14 protein-coding genes are annotated in these 17,553 nt (G+C 71.8%); 10 read left to right on the top strand and 4 right to left on the bottom strand.

Features of this window, described 5'->3' with window-relative positions; translation table 11 throughout:
• The first annotated feature begins 28 nt into the window (after positions 1 to 28).
• The 6 genes from G3I60_RS09590 to G3I60_RS09565 all read left to right on the top strand — a co-directional run bounded on the left by G3I60_RS09590 (position 29) and on the right by G3I60_RS09565 (position 7,852).
• The gene (locus G3I60_RS09590) at positions 29 to 1,129 is read left to right on the top strand and encodes an energy-coupling factor ABC transporter permease (RefSeq protein WP_164294401.1); all 1,101 of its coding nucleotides are present in this window, start codon (positions 29 to 31) and stop codon (positions 1,127 to 1,129) included.
• A 2-nt stretch (positions 1,130 to 1,131) separates the two neighbouring features.
• Positions 1,132 to 1,896, top strand: coding sequence for a cobalt ECF transporter T component CbiQ (gene cbiQ / locus G3I60_RS09585; protein ID WP_164294402.1), 765 nt, complete (start codon positions 1,132 to 1,134; stop codon positions 1,894 to 1,896).
• Complete coding sequence (locus G3I60_RS09580) at positions 1,893 to 2,687, top strand: energy-coupling factor ABC transporter ATP-binding protein (protein ID WP_203672589.1); 795 nt, start codon at positions 1,893 to 1,895, stop codon at positions 2,685 to 2,687. Before cbiQ ends, G3I60_RS09580 begins: the two co-directional genes overlap by 4 nt.
• Positions 2,688 to 2,722: 35 nt before the next feature.
• Positions 2,723 to 4,378 (top strand): FAD-binding dehydrogenase, encoded by a 1,656-nt coding sequence (locus tag G3I60_RS09575; RefSeq protein WP_164294403.1) that lies wholly within the window; start codon positions 2,723 to 2,725, stop codon positions 4,376 to 4,378.
• Between the two features lie 229 nt (positions 4,379 to 4,607).
• Positions 4,608 to 6,416, top strand: coding sequence for a glycoside hydrolase family 6 protein (locus tag G3I60_RS09570; RefSeq protein WP_164606985.1), 1,809 nt, complete (start codon positions 4,608 to 4,610; stop codon positions 6,414 to 6,416).
• Positions 6,417 to 6,652: 236 nt separating this feature from the next.
• Positions 6,653 to 7,852 carry a serine hydrolase domain-containing protein gene (locus G3I60_RS09565; protein WP_164294405.1) on the top strand — a complete coding sequence of 400 codons (1,200 nt, stop codon included), beginning with the start codon at positions 6,653 to 6,655 and terminating at the stop codon, positions 7,850 to 7,852.
• A gap of 109 nt (positions 7,853 to 7,961) precedes the next feature.
• On the opposite strand, the gene G3I60_RS09560 is transcribed toward G3I60_RS09565, so the two are convergent.
• Positions 7,962 to 9,581: a penicillin-binding transpeptidase domain-containing protein gene (locus G3I60_RS09560; protein WP_164294406.1), complete on the bottom strand. Its 1,620-nt coding sequence runs from the start codon at positions 9,579 to 9,581 to the stop codon at positions 7,962 to 7,964.
• Positions 9,582 to 9,753: 172 nt separating this feature from the next.
• Positions 9,754 to 11,538 carry a dolichyl-phosphate-mannose--protein mannosyltransferase gene (locus tag G3I60_RS09555; protein ID WP_244809207.1) on the bottom strand — a complete coding sequence of 595 codons (1,785 nt, stop codon included), beginning with the start codon at positions 11,536 to 11,538 and terminating at the stop codon, positions 9,754 to 9,756.
• 329 nt (positions 11,539 to 11,867) lie between these two features.
• Here G3I60_RS09555 and rsmI point away from each other — a divergent pair, with 329 nt between their 5' ends.
• The gene (gene rsmI, locus G3I60_RS09550) at positions 11,868 to 12,770 is read left to right on the top strand and encodes a 16S rRNA (cytidine(1402)-2'-O)-methyltransferase (RefSeq protein ID WP_138354711.1); all 903 of its coding nucleotides are present in this window, start codon (positions 11,868 to 11,870) and stop codon (positions 12,768 to 12,770) included.
• Positions 12,771 to 12,798: 28 nt separating this feature from the next.
• Here rsmI and G3I60_RS09545 read toward each other — a convergent pair whose 3' ends face one another.
• Positions 12,799 to 13,563: a glucose 1-dehydrogenase gene (locus tag G3I60_RS09545; protein ID WP_164294407.1), complete on the bottom strand. Its 765-nt coding sequence runs from the start codon at positions 13,561 to 13,563 to the stop codon at positions 12,799 to 12,801.
• A gap of 2 nt (positions 13,564 to 13,565) precedes the next feature.
• Positions 13,566 to 14,330, bottom strand: coding sequence for a TetR/AcrR family transcriptional regulator (locus G3I60_RS09540; protein WP_164294408.1), 765 nt, complete (start codon positions 14,328 to 14,330; stop codon positions 13,566 to 13,568).
• A 215-nt stretch (positions 14,331 to 14,545) separates the two neighbouring features.
• Between G3I60_RS09540 and G3I60_RS09535 the strand changes: the two genes are divergently transcribed.
• The 3 genes from G3I60_RS09535 to G3I60_RS09525 all read left to right on the top strand — a co-directional run bounded on the left by G3I60_RS09535 (position 14,546) and on the right by G3I60_RS09525 (position 17,491).
• Positions 14,546 to 14,896: a hypothetical protein gene (locus G3I60_RS09535; protein WP_138354708.1), complete on the top strand. Its 351-nt coding sequence runs from the start codon at positions 14,546 to 14,548 to the stop codon at positions 14,894 to 14,896.
• A gap of 123 nt (positions 14,897 to 15,019) precedes the next feature.
• Entirely contained in the window at positions 15,020 to 15,898 is an 879-nt protein-coding gene (locus G3I60_RS09530; protein WP_164294409.1) for a TatD family hydrolase, read from the top strand.
• Positions 15,899 to 16,081: 183 nt separating this feature from the next.
• Entirely contained in the window at positions 16,082 to 17,491 is a 1,410-nt protein-coding gene (locus G3I60_RS09525; protein ID WP_343241053.1) for a ubiquitin-like domain-containing protein, read from the top strand.
• Positions 17,492 to 17,553: the final 62 nt, after the last annotated feature.

Below are 17,553 nucleotides of genomic sequence, written 5' to 3'. Positions count from 1 at the left end.
TGACCAGGCAGTACTCGAGGGGACCCCCATGCACGTACCCGACGGATTCATCGACACCCCGGTGTCGGCGGCGACCGGTGTCGTGGCCGTCGCGGCCGTCGCGATCAGCCTGCGGGGCGCCCGCCGCGAGCTGGACGAGCGCACCGCGCCGCTCGCCGGCCTGGTGGCCGCCTTCATCTTCGCCGTGCAGATGCTGAACTTCCCGGTGGCCGCCGGCACCAGCGGCCATCTGCTGGGCGGCGCGCTCGCGGCGATACTCGTCGGCCCCTTCACGGGGGTCCTGTGCGTGTCCGTGGTCCTGCTGATGCAGGGCGTCCTGTTCGCGGACGGCGGGCTCACCGCGCTCGGCACCAACATCACCGACATGGCGATCGTGACGACCGTCGTCGCCTACGCGATCTTCCGCGGACTGGTGAAGGTGCTGCCGCGCAGCCGGGCCTCCATCACCGTCGCCTCGTTCGCCGCCGCGGTCGTCTCGGTGCCGGCCGCCGCCGTCGCGTTCACCACGATCTACTGGCTCGGCGGCACCACCGACGTGCCGATCGGCAAGGTCGCCACCGCGATGGTCGGCGTCCATGTGCTGATCGGCATCGGCGAGGCCGCGATCACCGCCGCCACCGTCGGCGCGGTCGTCGCCGTCCGCCCCGACCTGGTCTACGGGGCACGGGGGCTGAGCAAGCCGCTGGAGCTGCGCACCACGCCGACCGGCGCCCCGCTGGTGCCGGGCGAGGCCCGTCCGGCGGCCGTGACCGTGGCCACCCCGGTGCCCGCCGCCGTCGTGACCTCCCCGGCCCCCGCCGGCCGCTCCAACCGGCCGGTCTGGATCGCGGGCCTGATCGCGGCACTCGCCCTCGCGGGCGGCGTCAGCTACTACGCCTCCGCCAGCCCCGACGGCCTGGAGAAGGTCGCCCACGACAAGGGCATCGACGAGAAGGCCAAGCCGCACGCGACCGACGACTCCCCGCTCGCGGGCTACAGCGTCAAGGACGTCGGCGACGCCCGGCTGTCGGGCGGCCTCGCCGGGGTCATCGGAGTCGGCGCGACCCTGACCGTCGGCTCCGGCGTCTTCATCGTCGTACGGCGCCGCCGCACGCACACCGTCCACCCGATCCAGGGCCAGGGGGCCTGACGATGGGCGCGGGACACGCACACCGGCTCTACCGGCACGGGCACTCGCCCGTGCACGGGATGCCCCCGCACTGCAAGATCGCGGCCGTCTTCGGCTTCGTCCTCGTCGTGGTCTCCACCCCGCGCGAGGCGATGTGGGCCTTCGGCCTGTACGCGGTCCTGCTCGTGGCCGTCGCGTTCCGTGCCCGCGTCCCGATCGCGTTCCTGCTCCGCAGGCTCGTCATCGAGGTGCCGTTCGTGGCCTTCGCCGTCCTGCTGCCGTTCGTCGCGACCGGCCCGCAGGTCCACGTCCTCGGGATGTCGCTGAGCGAGAACGGCCTGTGGGGCGCCTGGAACGTACTGGCCAAGGGCACCCTCGGCGTCGCCGCGTCCGTGCTGCTCGCCGCCACCACCGAGCTGCGCGAGCTGCTGCTCGGCCTCCAGCGGCTGCGGCTGCCGCCGCTCCTCGTCCAGATCGCGTCCTTCATGATCCGCTACGGCGATGTCATCACCGACGAGATGCGGCGGATGCGGATCGCCCGGGAGTCGCGCGGCTTCCAGGCCCGCGGCGTCCGGCACTGGCCGGTCCTCGCGAAGTCCGCGGGCGCGCTGTTCATCCGCTCCTACGAACGCGGTGAACGCGTCCACCTGGCCATGGTCAGCCGCGGCTACACCGGCACGATGCCCGTCATCGACGACGTCACCGCCACCCGCGCCCAGTGGTCGCACGCCGCCGTACTCCCCGTACTGGCCCTGGCCGTCTGCCTGACAGGATGGACGCTGAGATGATCACCGAACCGACCCGTGACCCGGCCGCGGGCACGATGCCGCCCTCGCTGGACGTCCGCGGCCTCGCCTTCGCCTACCCCGACGGTCACCAGGCGCTCTTCGGCGTCGACCTGAGCGTCGCCCGCGGTGAGCGGGTGGCGCTGCTCGGGCCCAACGGCGCGGGCAAGACCACCCTGGTCCTGCACCTCAACGGGATCCTCACCGGCGGCGCCGGCACGGTCACCGTCGGCGGGCTGCCCGTCGGCAAGAAGCACCTCGCCGAGATCCGCCGCCGGGTCGGCATCGTCTTCCAGGACCCCGACGACCAGCTCTTCATGCCGACCGTCCGCGAGGACGTCGCCTTCGGGCCCGCCGCCGGGGGGCTGCGCGGCCCGGAGCTGGAAGCGCGCGTCATGACCGCCCTCGACCAGGTCGGGATGGCCGACTTCGCGGCCCGCCCGCCGCACCACCTGTCCTTCGGGCAGCGCCGCCGGGTCGCCGTGGCCACGGTGCTCGCGATGCGGCCGGAGATCCTGGTCCTGGACGAGCCCTCGTCCAATCTCGACCCCGCGTCCCGCCGCGAGCTGGCCGACATCCTCCGCTCGCTGGACGTCACCGTCCTGATGGTCACCCACGACCTTCCGTACGCCCTGGAGCTCTGCCCCCGCGCGGTCGTCCTCAGCGACGGCGTCATCACCGCCGACGGCCGTACCCAGGAACTCCTCTGCGACGAGGACCTGATGCGGGCGCACCGGCTCGAACTCCCCTTCGGCTTCAACCCCCGCTCGGTGACGGCCCCTACCGCGAGGTAACGTGCCCCCAACCGTCGAACCCGGAGGGCACCGCCATGGCAATGGACGCGGACGTCATCGTCGTAGGAGCAGGGCTCTCCGGGCTGGTGGCGACAGCGGAGCTGGCCGCCGCCGGCCGCAAGGTGATCCTGGTGGACCAGGAACCCGAGGCGTCGCTCGGCGGCCAGGCGTTCTGGTCGTTCGGCGGGCTGTTCCTGGTCGACTCGCCGGAGCAGCGCCGGATGCGCATCAAGGACAGCCCGGAGCTGGCCCTCCAGGACTGGATGGGCACGGCGGGCTTCGACCGCCCGGAGGACCACTGGCCGCGCAAGTGGGCCGAGGCGTACGTGGACTTCGCCGCGGGTGAGAAGCGCGCCTGGCTGCACGAGCGCGGCGTGCGGTTCTTCCCGGTGGTGGGCTGGGCCGAACGCGGCGGCTTCCTGGCGACCGGCCCCGGCAACTCGGTGCCGCGCTTCCACATCACCTGGGGCACCGGCCCCGGCATCATCGAGCCGTTCGTCCGCCAGGTGCGCGAAGCGGTCGCGCGGGGCCGCGTCGAACTGCGGTTCCGGCACCGGGTGACCGGGTTGAACACGACCGACGGCACGGTGGACGGTGTGACCGGCGAGATCCTGGTCGCCGACGGCGCCCAGCGCGGTGAGGCCAGTTCGCGCGAGGTGCTCGAGGCGTTCACCCTGACGGCGCAGGCCGTCATCGTCACCTCCGGAGGCATCGGCGGCAACCACGACCTCGTCCGGAAGAGCTGGCCCGCCAGGCTCGGCACGCCCCCCGAGAAGCTGCTGTCCGGCGTCCCGGCGCACGTGGACGGCCTGATGCTCGGCACGGCCGGTGCCGCAGGCGCGAACCTGATCAACGGCGACCGGATGTGGCACTACACCGAGGGCATCGAGAACTGGGACCCGATCTGGGCGCGGCACGGCATCCGGATCCTGCCGGGCCCGTCGTCGCTGTGGCTGAACGCGCGCGGCGAGCGGCTGCCGGTGCCGCTGTTCCCCGGGTTCGACACTTTGGGGACGCTGGAGCACATCATGACGACGGGCTACGACTACACGTGGTTCGTCCTCACCCAGAAGATCATCGAGAAGGAGTTCGCGCTCTCGGGATCCGAGCAGAACCCGGACCTGACGGGCAAGAGCGTGCGCGAGGTCCTCAAGCGCGCGCTGCCGGGCGCGACCGGACCCGTCGAGGCCTTCAAGAAGCACGGTCCCGACTTCGTGGTCGAGAACGATCTGCCGGCGCTGGTCCGCGGGATGAACGCGATCACCAAGGACGCGCTGATCGACGAGACCGCGCTGCGCCGCGAGATCGAGGCGCGGGACCGGGAGATCGCCAACACGTTCACCAAGGACCTCCAGGTCATGGCGATGCGCGGAGCGCGCAACTACCTCGGCGACAAGCTGATCCGCACGGCGTCGCCGCACCGGATCCTGGACCCGAAGGCGGGCCCGCTGATCGCCGTCCGGCTGAACATCCTGACGCGCAAGTCGCTCGGCGGACTGGAGACCGACCTCGACGGACGGGTGCTGCGGGCGGGCGGGGAACCGTTCGGCGGGCTGTACGCGGCGGGCGAGGCGGCCGGGTTCGGCGGCGGGGGCATGCACGGCTACCGCTCGCTGGAGGGGACGTTCCTCGGCGGCTCCATCTTCTCCGGGCGCACGGCGGGCCGGGCGGCGGCAGCGGCGACGGCGTAAGGGTGATCGCGTAGGGCCGACCGCGTAAGGGTGATCGCGTAGGGCCGGCCGCGTAGCGCGGGCCGGGTCTCCGGCTGACGGCGGTTCTGTTCGAAGCGTTGACAGGACTTGGTCAACGCTCAACTATGGGAGCGCTCCCACGTTAAGAGCGTGTAACCGCAACAGGCATCAACGCACCACCTCCCTCGACGACTTGAAAGCTCACCCCCACCCCGGAGGTAGTCCGCACATGAGAGCCGCAGCGCAACAGCCACGCCAGCTACCACCGCCACGACACCGCCGTACGGCCGTGCTGGCCGCAGGTCTCCTCATCGCCACCGCGGGCGGGACCGCGGCCGCGTTCACCGCCACCAACGCCTCGGCCGCCACGGACGCGGCGGCCGGATGCACGGTCGCGTATACGGTGCAGAACCAGTGGGACACCGGCTTCACCACCCAGGTGACCCTCACCAACACCGGGCCCGCGGTCACTTCTTGGACGCTGGGCTGGTCGTTCGCCGGCAACCAGAAGGTCACCCAGGGCTGGAACGCGGACATCGCGCAGAGCGCCGCCGCCGTCACTGCCAAGAACCTGTCGTACAACGGGACCCTGGCGACCGGCGGCTCCACGAACTTCGGCTTCAACGGCTCCTACAGCGGCACGAACGCGAGCCCCACCGCCTTCACGCTCAACGGCGTCGCCTGCAACGGCGGCTCGACCACACCCCCCACGACCCCGCCGACCACCCCTCCGACGACTCCCCCCCCGACGCCGCCGACGACCCCGCCCACCACCCCGCCGCCCGGCACCCGGGTCGACAACCCGTATGCCGGCGCCAAGGGCTACGTCAACCCCGAGTGGTCCGCGAAGGCCGCGGCCGAGGCCGGCGGCAGCCGTATCGCCAACACGTCGACCGCCGTATGGCTCGACCGGATCGCCGCGATCAACGGCGTGAACGGCGGCATGGGCCTGCGCGCCCACCTGAACAAGGCGGTCACCCAGGCCGCGGGACAGCCGCTCACCATCGAGCTGGTCATCTACGACCTGCCGGGCCGTGACTGCGCGGCGCTCGCCTCCAACGGCGAACTCGGCGCGACCGAGCTCGCCCGCTACAAGGCCGAGTACATCGACCCGATCGCCGCGATCATCGCCGACCCGGCCTACGCCGCGCTGCGCATCGTCACGATCGTCGAGCCGGACTCGCTGCCGAACCTGGTCACCAACGCGGGTGGCACCGCCGGCTCGACCGAGGCGTGCGCGACGATGAAGGCCAACGGCAACTACGAGGCCGGCGTCGGCTACGCGCTGCACAGGCTCGGCGCGTACGCGAACGTCTACAACTACATCGACGCCGGGCACCACGGCTGGCTGGGCTGGGACACCAACCTGGGCCCGGCCGCCCAGGAGTTCCTGAAGGCCGCGACAACGGGCGGCGCCACCGTCAACGACGTGGCGGGCTTCATCGTCAACACCGCCAACTACGGCGCGACGACCGAGCCGTTCTTCAAGATCACCGACAGCGTGAACGGCACCTCCGTGCGCCAGTCGAAGTGGGTGGACTGGAACCAGTACGTCGACGAGCAGAGCTACGCCCAGGCGCTGCGCAGCCTCCTGGTGACGACCGGCTTCGACTCCGGTCTCGGCATGCTGATCGACACCTCCCGCAACGGCTGGGGCGGCGCGGCCCGGCCCACCGGACCGGGTGCGACGACCTCCGTGGACACATACGTCAACGGCGGCCGACTCGACCGCCGTATCCACCTCGGCAACTGGTGCAACCAGTCCGGTGCCGGTATCGGCGCACGGCCGACCGCGGCTCCCGCAGCCGGGATCGACGCCTATGTGTGGGTGAAGCCGCCGGGTGAGTCCGACGGTGCCAGCTCGGCGATCCCGAACGACGAGGGCAAGGGATTCGACCGGATGTGTGACCCGACCTACACCGGCAACGGTCGCAACGGCAACAGCATGAGCGGTGCGCTGCCGGACTCGCCGCTGGCGGGCAAGTGGTTCTCCGCCCAGTTCCAGGAGCTCATGAAGAACGCCTACCCGGCGCTGTAACCGCTCCAGGACCGGGCCTGCTCCCGGTCCCCGCCATCGGGTCCTGCGTTCGGTCCCGGCCGCGCCCCGCTCGGATTCCGCGAGCGGGGCGCGGCTCATGCCCGCTCCCAACAAGTTCCCGGAAGGTCCTGGAAGGTCCTGGAAGGTATCGGGGAAGGCCGGGGTTGGGATGTGGGGGTGCGCCGTGCACCATGGGGGTGCGGATTCATGTCGGGCGCGGAGCGGGAGCGACAACGGTGGTGGACGTCCATGGGACGGTGACGGACGGCTTCGAGCCGGTCCGCGAGGCGTTCGCACGCAACTTCGAGCTGCGCGGTGACCGCGGCGCGGCCTTCGCCCTCTACCGCGACGGCCGCAAGGTCGTCGACCTGTGGGCGGGCACGGCAGGCCCCGACGGTGACGAGCCCTGGCAGGAGGACACCGCGCAGATCGTCCGGTCCGCCACCAAGGGCCCGGCGGCGGCCTGCCTGCTCCTGCTCCACCAGCGCGGTCAACTCGACCTGGACGCGCCCGTCGGTACGTACTGGCCGGCCTTCAAGGCCGCGGGCAAGGACCGGGTGACCGTACGGGACGTCCTCGCGCACCGGGCAGGCGTTCCCGCACTCGATGTGCCCCTCACCCCGGAACAGGCCCTCGACGGGGTGTCCGGCCCCCGCGCCGTCGCCGCGCAGGCCCCGCTCTTCGCGCCGGGCACCACCCACGGCTACCACGCCCAGACCTACAGCTGGCTGCTCGGCGAGATCGTCCAGCGGGCGTCCGGGCGCAGCCTCGGCCGGTACATCGCCGAGGAGATCACCCGGCCGCTCGGCCTGGACCTGTGGGTGGGCCTGCCGCCCGGCGAGGCCCACCGCGTCGGGCGGATCGCCGACGTCCCGCCGCCGCCCGCGCCCGCCGCGAGCGGGCTGCGCGCCCGCCCCAAGCAGTCGGTCCACGACGCCTACGCGAACCCGGACTCGCTCACCCGCCGGGCCTTCGCCGCGATCACCCCGCTCCCGGACGAGAACGACCCGGCCTACCGGGCCGGTGAACTGGCGGCCTCCAACGGCATCGCCACCGCCCGCTCACTGGCCCGCTTCTACGCGGCCCTGATAGGCAACGTGGACGGGTACCGGGAGAGCGACGCCGAGAGCAGGATGCTCTTCGCCCCGGCCACCGTCACCGGCGCCCGCACCGTCGAGTCCGACGGGCCGGACCAGGTGCTCGTCGTCAACACCCGGTTCGGCCTCGGCTACATGCTGCACGGCCCGTCCTCCCCGTTCCTCGGCCCCGCCTCGTTCGGCCACCCCGGCCGCGGCGGCCCGCTGGCCTTCGCGGACCCGGACGCCGGTATCGGCTTCGGCTACATCACCAACGGCATGCAGAAGAACGTCACGTCCGACCCCCGCGCCCAGGCCCTGCTGCGGGCGGTACGGGAGTGCCTGGCGGCGCTGCGCTAGGGCGCGTTGCGAAAGTAGCGCCGTTCGCCCGGAGGGCGCGTGCCAGGCGTCGTGGGCCAGGCGGGACTTTCGCAACACGCCCTAGTGGGGGCCGCCGGTCGCACGTGGCTTACGAGGCCTTGAGGACGGCCGCGACGATGGGTCCGGCGGAGTCGCCGCCGTGGCCGCCGTTCTGCACGATGGCGCTCGCGGCGACATCGTCGCGATAGGCGAGGAACCAGCCGTTGGGCTGCCCCTCCCCGTCCTCGGCGGAACCGGTCTTCGCGCCCACGTTGCCGCCGACGCCGCTCATCGCGGTGGCGGCGGTGCCGCTCTGCGCGGTCTGCTGCATCATCCGCTGCAGCGAGCGCTTGACGCCCGGGGAGAGCGGAGTGGTGCTGATCGAGGGCCGGCCGGCGATGAGGTCGGCGGCCACGATCCGCGGCTGGTGGAAGCTGCCGTTCTTGGCGGTGGCCGCGACGGACGCCATGTCCAGCGGGCTCGCGGTGATCTTGCCCTGGCCGATCATCTCCGACGTCAGCTCGTCGCCCGTGCCGCCGGGGACGCTGCTGTTGACGGACTTGACGCCGATCTCCCAGTTCTGGTTGAGACCGAAGACGTCGTGCGCGGTGCTCTGGAGGGTGTTGCCGGCGACCCGGTGGGCCTGCGAGATGAAGGCGGTGTTGCAGGAGTTGGCGAAGTCCCAGGCGAAGTCGGCCTGCTCATTGCCCTCCTTCTCCACGTTCTTGTACATCTTGCCGTTGTCGATGTTGTCGTGCGCCTTGCACGGCACCTTGGAGCTGGGTGTGAGCCCGGCCTTCAGCAGCGCCGTCGCCGTCACGACCTTGAAGGTCGATCCGGGTGCGGCATTCGGGCCGAAGGCCAGGTTGGTGCCGGTCGCCGGGTTGTTGGCGACGGCGAGGATCCCGCCGGTGTTCACGTCCAGCGCGGTCACGGCCGACCCCGACCGCTTCAGGACGGCCTTCTCCGCGGCCGCCTGGATGTCCGCGTCCAGCGTGGTCGGGAACTTGCTGCCGGTGCCCTTGGTGATGACGTGCAGCGTCTCGGTCACGGCGCCGTCCGCGCCGTCGATCCAGGTCTCGACACCGGGTGTGCCGCCGGTCGCCTTGGACGCGTAGGTGGTCCGCAGCTGGGTGAAGAACCGTCCCAGGGACGGGTACTTGGCCGGATCGAGGACCTTGTCGTGCCGGTCGGTGAAGTCCAGCGTCGGCTGCTTGGCGGTACCGGTCTCAAGGCTCGCGCCTTCCGCGAGCTTCGGGTGCACGACGGCGGCCTTCCACTGCACGACGGGCTTGCCGCTCGTGCCACGGATGACGGTGAGGGCGGAGTCGTACGCCCACGGCGAGGTCTTGCCCTGGAACGACAGGGTGGCGGCCACGTTGAACGGCACCTTGGCGCCGACGGGAGTACCCGGGGTGAGCTTGACGGCCGAGACGTGCGCCTTGTCCTTGTACCCGCTCAGCGCGGTGGTGGCGGTCTGCACGGAGTCCGTGAGGCCCGCGGCCTTCGCGGTGTCCCCGGAGGCCCAGGCGGCCAGGAAGTCGGCCGCGGTCTCGGTGATCTCCTTGGCGTCCGGCGGCTGCGTGCTCTTCGCCGAACCGGCGTTGCCCGTCGACGACGTGCTGTCGCTGTTGAGCGCGTCCAGCACGTTGTAGACCCCGTACCCGGCGACCCCGAGCATCCCGGCGACCACTCCACCGACTATGCCGAGCTTGGCACCCCGCTGCATTTCCCGTCCCCCCTCGTGAACTGAACGCGTTCAAAGAAAGCGCTCTTCACCGCACTTTACGTGACCGCAGTGACGCAGGGGGTCTCATTCCGGGCACGCGTCGATATCAGGTGCGGACCGAGCGCCCAGGACCAGCCACTCCGGTCAACCCGCCCCGAGGGGGCCTCCGGCGTCAGATCCAGGAGTCGAACCACATCCGGGCACGCCAGGCGTCCATCGAGATCGGCATCCCCGTGTAGATGGGGAAGAAGTAGATGAAGTTCCAGACAATCAGCAGGACGAGTGTGCCCGCGCCGACCGCGCCCCACATCCGGCGGCGTTCGTCGGAGCCCGGGGGGCCGAGGATCGCGCCGATCATCATCGCGACGGCGAGGCAGAGGTAGGGGACGAAGGCGACCGCGTAGAAGAGGAAGATCGTGCGGTCCTGGTACATCATCCAGGGCAGCCAGCCGGCGAACGCTGCGCACAGGATCGCGCCCGCCCGCCAGTCGCGGCGGAAACCCCAGCGGTAGAGCAGGTACAGCAGCGCGAAGCAGGCCGACCACCACAGCAGGGGGGTGCCGATGGCGAGGATCTCGCGGGCGCAGCCCTTGGCCGCGGTGCAGCCGGCCTCGCCGTTCTTCGGCGACTCGTAGAAGTAGGAGACGGGCCGGCCCAGGACCATCCAACTCCACGGGTTCGACTGGTACATGTGCGGCGTGGAGAGGCCGATGTTGAACTGGTAGACCTGGAACTCGTAGTGCCACAGGCTGCGCAGCGCGTCCGGCATCCACGTCATGTCGAACTGGTGCAGGTCGATCCGGCCGATCAGCGGCAGCTTGATGTGGTCGGGGGACAGGCCCTTGCGGTGTGCCGCCCAGTCCCGGCCGTAGCCGCCCTTGGTCACGAACCAGCCGGTCCACGAGACCAGGTACGTGCCGATGGCGACGACCACGACGGACAGGAACGCCCAGCCGGTGTCCTTGCGCAGCACCGCCACGTACGGGCGCCTGGCGCCGGCGACCCGGCGCGAGCCGGCGTCCCACAGGATCGTCATCAGCCCGAAAGCCGCCAGGAAGTACAGACCGTTCCACTTGCTCGCGCACGCCAGGCCCAGGAACAGCCCGGCCGCGAGCCGCCACGGCCGCCAGCCCATGCTGCCGCGGTCCCCGACCCGGCGGTCCGGGCGCGCCACACCGTCCTCGCCGACCGGCAGAGCCGCCGCCAGCCGGGCCCGCGACCAGTCGCGGTCCACGACCAGACAGCCGAACGCGGCCAGCGCGAAGAACATGATGACCAGGTCGAGCAGCGCCGTACGGCTCATCACGTAGTGCAGACCGTCCACCGACAGCAGGAGGCCGGCCAGGCAGCCCAGCGCGGTGGAACGGAACAGCCGGCGGCCGATCCGGCACACCATCAGCACCGACAGGGTGCCGAGCAGCGCGACCATGAACCGCCAGCCGAACGGGTTCAGGCCGAACAGCTGCTCACCGACCGCGATGACCCACTTGCCGACCGGTGGGTGCACCACATAGCCCGGATCGCGCGACAGCGGGATGATCTGGGGATCGGCCAGGATCTGCGCATTGGAGATCTTGCCGTCGGTCCAGGTGCCCTCGTAGCCGAACTTGAGCAGCGACCACGCGTCCTTCGCGTAGTACGTCTCGTCGAATATCACCGCGTGCGGGGTGCCCAGGTGCCAGAAGCGGATGAGGCCCGCCATCAGCGCCACGAGCAGCGGACCGCCCCATCCGGTCAGCCGCGCCACCCTCGACGCCGCCGCCTGGCCCAGGCCCAGCGAACCCCAGAGCCGGGTCCCGGGCTCCGGGAACGGCACCACGAGGCGGTCGCGGACGTCCACGTGCGGCCGGTCCGTATAGCCGAAGCGGCGCAGCCGTCGCTGCCATGCGCTGGGCTGCGGCTCCGGGTGGAGGAGGCCCTCGTCCCGCTCGGCCTGAGTCGCGGTGTCACTGGTCACCGGGCCATCGTAGGGATGTCGCATGCCGGTTCGGGTCCCGGGCATGCGGATTCCACCCTCGAACCCACCCTCCGATGACAGGAAGCCGCCCTTTTCCCCTTTCCTGTGCGTTTCCTGTCAGCGGTTCAGCCCCTGGGGGCACCTCCCAGCGGTGGCTGGGGGAGTTCGAGGCGACCGTTCGGCCCGGCCGGCGTTTGGCGGCCACGGTCAGGGCTGCCTGCGTCCCACCCCGTTATTTCAGCCCGGCCGGCGTTCGAGGCCACTCCACCCCCACCCCCAGGCCGCCCGCCGATTGAGGGCAAAGGGCGGGCGGGTGGGAAGCTGGACCCGTGACTAGCTCAGCGGCAGGCGTAGGCGTACTGGTTCTGGCGGGGACCCCCATCGGCGACATCCAGGACGCGCCACCGCGCCTCGCCGCCGAACTGCTCGCGGCGGAAGTGATCGCCGCGGAGGACACCCGGCGGCTGCGCCGGCTGACGCAGGGACTCGGCGTGCACACGACCGGCCGGGTCGTCTCGTACTTCGAGGGCAACGAGAGCGCCCGCACCCCCGAGCTGGTCGAGGCGCTGGAGAACGGCGCCCGCGTCCTGCTCGTCACCGACGCGGGCATGCCGTCGGTCTCCGACCCCGGCTACCGGCTGGTGGCGGCGGCCGTGGAGAAGGGCATCAGGGTCACGGCGGTGCCGGGCCCGTCGGCGGTGCTGACGGCGCTGGCGCTCTCCGGGCTGCCCGTCGACCGGTTCTGCTTCGAGGGCTTCCTGCCGCGCAAGGCGGGGGAGCGGCTGGCGCGGCTGCGCGAGGTGGCCGACGACCGTCGCACCCTGGTGTATTTCGAGGCGCCGCACCGGATCGACGACACGCTGGCCGCGATGGCGGAGGCGTTCGGTCCCGACCGGCGCGCGGCGGTGTGCCGTGAGCTGACGAAGACGTACGAGGAGATCAAGCGCGGCCCGCTGAAGGAGCTGGCGGCCTGGGCGGCGGAGGGCGTGCGCGGCGAGATCACCGTCGTCGTGGAGGGCGCCCCGGAGCGGGGGCCGTCGGACCTCGGCCCGGCCGAACTGGTGCGGCGGGTGATGGTGCGCGAGGAGGCCGGGGAGCGCCGCAAGGAGGCGATCGTGGCCGTGGCGGCGGAGCTCGGCCTGCCGAAGCGCGATGTCTTCGACGCGGTGGTGGCGGCGAAGAACGCGGCCAAGGCGGCGGAGAAGGGGCCTGGAGCGCCTGCGGGGGCCTGAGAACCGGACCCCCGCGCGCCTCCCCGTCCTACTGACCCATGACGTACTTGACCGTCGGACCGGCCGTCCAGCCGCCGTCCACGGCGAGCTCGGCGCCCGTCACGTACGAGGCGGAGTCCGAGAGCAGGAAGATCACGGCGCCCGCGATCTCGTCTGCCTCGCCGACCCGGCCCATCGGGGTGTTCGGGAAGTTGCCCTCGCCCCGCTGGATGCCGACGGACGCCGTCATGGCCGTGTACGTCATACCGGGGTGGACGGAGTTGACGCGGATGCGGGAGGTGCCCAGCTCCACCGCGCCGATCTTGGTGAGGCCGCGCACGCCCCACTTGGACGCGCCGTAGCCCGCGGTGAGGGCGAGGCCCATGAGCCCGGCGGCGGACGAGATGTTGACGATCGAGCCCGCGCCGCGCTCCTTCATGGCGGGGATCACGGTCTTCATACCGATGAAGACGCCGGTGAGGTTGATGTCGAGGACCTTGCGGAAGTATTCGACGGAGGCGTCCTCGATGAACTTCCCCTCGGCTATCCCGGCGTTGTTGACGAGGCCGTCGACGCCGCCGAACTCGGTGACCGCGAAGTCCGCGACCGCCGCCCAACCCTCTTCCGACGTGACGTCGTGGTGCAGGAAGCGGGCCCGGTCGCCGAGCGCGGCGGCGGTGGCCCTGCCGTCCTCCTCCAGGACGTCGGTCAGGACGACGTTGGCGCCTGCCGCGACCGCCTGACGGGCGGTCTCGGCCCCCAGGCCGCGGGCCGCGCCGGTGATGATGACGGTCTTGCCGGTCAGGTCGTTCATTTTCAAGCTCCCTGTGGAGTCGGGGTCGTCGTTGGAGGAGTGGCGTCGGTCTCGGGGTCGGTCCGGGGTGCGGACGCGGTCTCGGGGACGGGCGCGGTCTCGGGGACGGTCTCGGGTGCGGGCGCGCGCAGCATGGCGGTGGTCATGCCGACGAGGTCGGCGAGGAACAGCGGCTCGTCGGTGAGGGTCCGCGTGCCGTCGAGGTACTGGCGGGCCCGGTCGCCCAGGGCCGCGCCGATCAGGGTGAGCGCGAGGTCGAGGCGTTCCAGGCGTACGGGTTCCGGCAGCCCGTCGAGGCGGTCCTCGATGAGGCAGATGAGCCGCCAGTAGCCGGTGCCGGCCAGCGTCGGATGCGGGGTGCGGGTGCGTACCCCGCTCTCGTGGCTGAGCTGTGCGGAGATCAGCAGGCAGTGCCGTCCGCCGTCGGTGGCGAGCTCGGTCGCCTCGGCGTCGACGAGCGCGGCGACCAGCGCACGCAGGTCCGGCCCGGGGGCCTCCCGCGGGTCCGGCCCCGGGGCCGGACCCGCGAGCAGCTCGGCGAGCCGTGGTGCGAGCGCCGCTTCCGTCCGGTCCTGGCGGCCGGCCATGACGGCGTCGAGCAGGCCCTGCCGCGATCCGAAGTGGTACTGCACGGCGGAGGGGTTGGACTGGCCCGCGAGACGGGTGATGTCGCGGGTCAGCGCGCCGTCGACGCCCTTGAGGGCGAAGAGTTCCCCGGCGGCGCGGAGCAGTTTGCGGCGGGTCTCGGGTCCGGATGTTCTCGCCATGGGAACATGTTAATGCACAGCATTATTAAGTGTCGTGACGTACGTCACGTGCCTAAACTCGGACGAGGGCAAAGCAAAGTAGCGCACTACCCACTTACGGCCCAAAACTGCCCCAAGAGTCGTATACCCCTGCTGCGGTATCGGCCGGAAAGGCGTTCGCTGGTAGTGGGAAGACCCGCTCCGGACGCCTCGTCCGGAGGGCAACAGGAGCTGCCATGAGCGAGATCGTCGGATCCGACACCACCGTCTCCGAGGCGTACGCCTTCGCGTGCCTCAATTGCGGCCACGGCTGGGAGCAGTCGTACGACATCGAGCACCATGTCGACGCGAAGGGTCAGCCCTTCGTCACCTACACGACCGCCGGCGAGAAGGTGCCGTCCCCGCTCACCCGCCCGACCTGCCTGAACTGCGGAGGGCACAAGGTGCGGATCATGCGGTCGGGTCAGGTCTCCGATGTGATGTCGCTGTGGAACACCCCCACGGGCGAGCGTGCCGTGCACCGCACGCACCACTGGTCCCTCCTGCACCGGCTGCACCGCAAGCACGGAGAAGCCGACACGGCCTGACAGCGGTCTGACGCCGGGCCCGTCCGAATCCCCGGCCGGCCTGACCCCGGGCCCGTAAGGGCCGACCCCCTGTCCGCCCGGCCTCCGTCCCGCCCGCTCCCCGGGTCTCCATAGGATCGGGGCATGTCCCCGAAGAACGAGAAGTCCGCGGCCCCGCCGGTGCCCGAGCCGCTGCGGGTCCCGGTCGCCGACTCGCACACCCACCTCGACATGCAGGAAGGAACGGTCGAGGAAGCTCTGGCCAAGGCCGCCTCCGTCGGGGTCACCACCCTCATCCAGGTCGGCTGCGACCTGAAGGGCTCGCAATGGGCGGCCGACACCGCCGCCCAGCACCCGAACGTGTGGGCCACCGTCGCCCTGCACCCCAACGAAGCGCCCCGGATCGTCCACGGCGATCCGGACGGCTGGTCCCGACAGGGCGCCCGCACCCCCGGCGGCGACAAGGCCCTGCAGGACGCCCTCGACCGGATCGCCGCGCTCGCCGCGCTTCCCCAGGTCCGCGGCGTCGGCGAGACCGGCCTCGACTACTTCCGCACCGGCCCCGAAGGCGTCGAGGCCCAGCAGTACTCCTTCCGCCGGCACATCGACATCGCGAAGGGCGTCGGCAAGGCGCTCGTCATCCACGACCGCGAGGCGCACGCCGACGTGCTGCGCATCCTCGATGAGGAGGGCGCGCCCGACACCGTCGTCTTCCACTGCTACTCGGGCGACGCCGCCATGGCCCGGATCTGCGCCGACAAGGGCTACTACATGTCCTTCGCCGGCAACGTCACCTACAAGTCCGCCCAGGACCTGCGGGACGCCGTCGCCGTGGCCCCGCTCGACCTCCTGCTGGTCGAGACGGACGCGCCCTTCCTCACCCCGGTGCCGTACCGCGGTCGGCCTAACGCGCCGTACCTCATTCCGGTCACTCTGCGGGCGATGGCCGCGGCCAGGCGGCTCCCCGAGGACGAGCTGGCGTCCGCCATCGGGGCGAACACGGCGCGGGCCTTCGGCTACTGACGGCCGCCGCCATCCCCGTCGGCCCCCGCAGGCCTCCCCGTCGCCCCCCCGTCGGCCCTCCGGCCGACACCCGTCCCGAAACGCGTGATCACGACACAGCGTGCCCGGATGGTTTTGGAGAGTGACGAAACGTGGGCTAGGGTCCCGGTCCGGATCGGGGACCGTCGGACCTGTGGAGTCGTCGTGAGCAATGCGCAGGGCACCCACCGAGCAGCACGCGGTGCGGCGACCCCCGTGCCGGGGGTCGAACCGGAGGCCGCGGGCACCCGGCTGCCGCACCAGTCCGACTGGGACGCCGTACCGAACTCGTCGTGGGCCGACGAGGCGGCGGCGACCGGCTGCTTTCCGCTGATCCCGGAGCAGGAACCGGCGCCCGCGGCAGCGCCGGTCGGCGCCAGGACCGCCGCGCGCCGCGCCGCCAGGAACGGCAGACGGCCGGAACCGGCGTCCGCGGCCTCTCCCGTGGGAGGTTCCCGGCGCGATTCCCGCCCCGACTTCCGGCCCGACTCCCTGCGCAAGCTGCTGCCGCAGGCGCTCGTCGTCGCGTTCCTGGCGGGCGGGACCGTCGCGTTCCTCGCCGGTGACAAGGACGTGCAGCTCACCGTCGACGGCGAACCGCGCACCCTCCACACCTTCGCCGACGATGTCGGGGAGGTGCTGGCGCAGCAAGGCGTGACCGTGGGCGAGCACGACCTCGTCGCGCCCGGCCCGCAGGCCGAGCTGCACGACGGCGACCAGGTCGAAGTCCGTTTCGGCCGTCCCGTCACGCTCACCCTCGACGGCCACCGCCGCCTGCTGTGGACCACGGCGGACACCGTCGACGAGGCCCTGCGGGAGCTCGGCGTCCGCGCCGAGGGCGCGCATCTGTCCGCGTCGCGCGGCTCGTCCATCGGACGGCACGGCCTCGACCTGGACGTACGCACCGAGCGGACCGTCACGCTGCTCGCCGACGGCCGTGAGCGGACGGTACGCACCAACGCCGCCACCGTCCGCGAGGTCGTCGCCCAGTCCGGGATCACCCTGCAGAACCAGGACACGACGTCCGTCGACCCCGAGAGCTTCCCCCGCGAGGGCCAGACCATCTCGGTGCTGCGCATCTCCGGCACCGAGGAGGTGCGCGAGGAGCCGGTGCGGTTCCGCACGGAGAAGCACAAGGACGCCAAGCTGTTCCACGGCACCGAGGCCGTCGACACTCCGGGCAAGGCGGGTGTCCGCCGCGTCACGTACGCCTTCCGGACGATCAACGGGGTGAAGCAGCGGCCCAGGATCATCCGCTCCGAGATCGTCAGGGAGCCCGTCACCCAGGTCGTCCGGATCGGCACCAAACCGCTGCCGACCTCGGTTGCCGGGGCCGACGGCCTGAACTGGCAGGGCCTCGCGCACTGCGAGGCCGGCGGCCGCCCGCACGCGGTCGACCCGTCCGGCACCTACGGCGGCCTCTACCAGTTCGACACCCGGACCTGGCACAGCCTCGGCGGCAGCGGCCGCCCCCAGGACGCCCCCGCGGGCGAACAGACCTTCCGCGCCAAACGGCTCTACATCCAGCGCGGCTCCAGCCCGTGGCCGGTCTGCGGGCGCAAGCTCGGCGGCTGAGCGGTGGCCCGGCCGCCGGTCCGCGCGGCCGGGGCACGGCTCGAGGGCGGCTGCCGGGCCCG

This window comes from Streptomyces sp. SID13666, from assembly GCF_010548325.1.
Lineage (GTDB): Bacteria > Actinomycetota > Actinomycetes > Streptomycetales > Streptomycetaceae > Actinacidiphila > Actinacidiphila fildesensis.
Note: the sequence above shows the minus strand (reverse complement) of the source record. Positions and strands in the feature narration are given on the sequence as shown.

What these genes read in the sequence shown, in the direction of transcription:
- G3I60_RS09545 (WP_164294407.1), bottom strand. Translation starts at nt 13,563, where the DNA reads ATGAACGACCTGACCGGCAAGACCGTCATCATCACCGGCGCGGCCCGC.
- G3I60_RS09575 (WP_164294403.1), top strand. Translation starts at nt 2,723, where the DNA reads ATGGCAATGGACGCGGACGTCATCGTCGTAGGAGCAGGGCTCTCCGGG.
- G3I60_RS09590 (WP_164294401.1), top strand. Translation starts at nt 29, where the DNA reads ATGCACGTACCCGACGGATTCATCGACACCCCGGTGTCGGCGGCGACC.
- G3I60_RS09535 (WP_138354708.1), top strand. Translation starts at nt 14,546, where the DNA reads ATGAGCGAGATCGTCGGATCCGACACCACCGTCTCCGAGGCGTACGCC.
- G3I60_RS09560 (WP_164294406.1), bottom strand. Translation starts at nt 9,581, where the DNA reads ATGCAGCGGGGTGCCAAGCTCGGCATAGTCGGTGGAGTGGTCGCCGGG.
- G3I60_RS09530 (WP_164294409.1), top strand. Translation starts at nt 15,020, where the DNA reads ATGTCCCCGAAGAACGAGAAGTCCGCGGCCCCGCCGGTGCCCGAGCCG.
- G3I60_RS09540 (WP_164294408.1), bottom strand. Translation starts at nt 14,330, where the DNA reads ATGGCGAGAACATCCGGACCCGAGACCCGCCGCAAACTGCTCCGCGCC.
- cbiQ (WP_164294402.1), top strand. Translation starts at nt 1,132, where the DNA reads ATGGGCGCGGGACACGCACACCGGCTCTACCGGCACGGGCACTCGCCC.
- G3I60_RS09570 (WP_164606985.1), top strand. Translation starts at nt 4,608, where the DNA reads ATGAGAGCCGCAGCGCAACAGCCACGCCAGCTACCACCGCCACGACAC.
- G3I60_RS09580 (WP_203672589.1), top strand. Translation starts at nt 1,893, where the DNA reads ATGATCACCGAACCGACCCGTGACCCGGCCGCGGGCACGATGCCGCCC.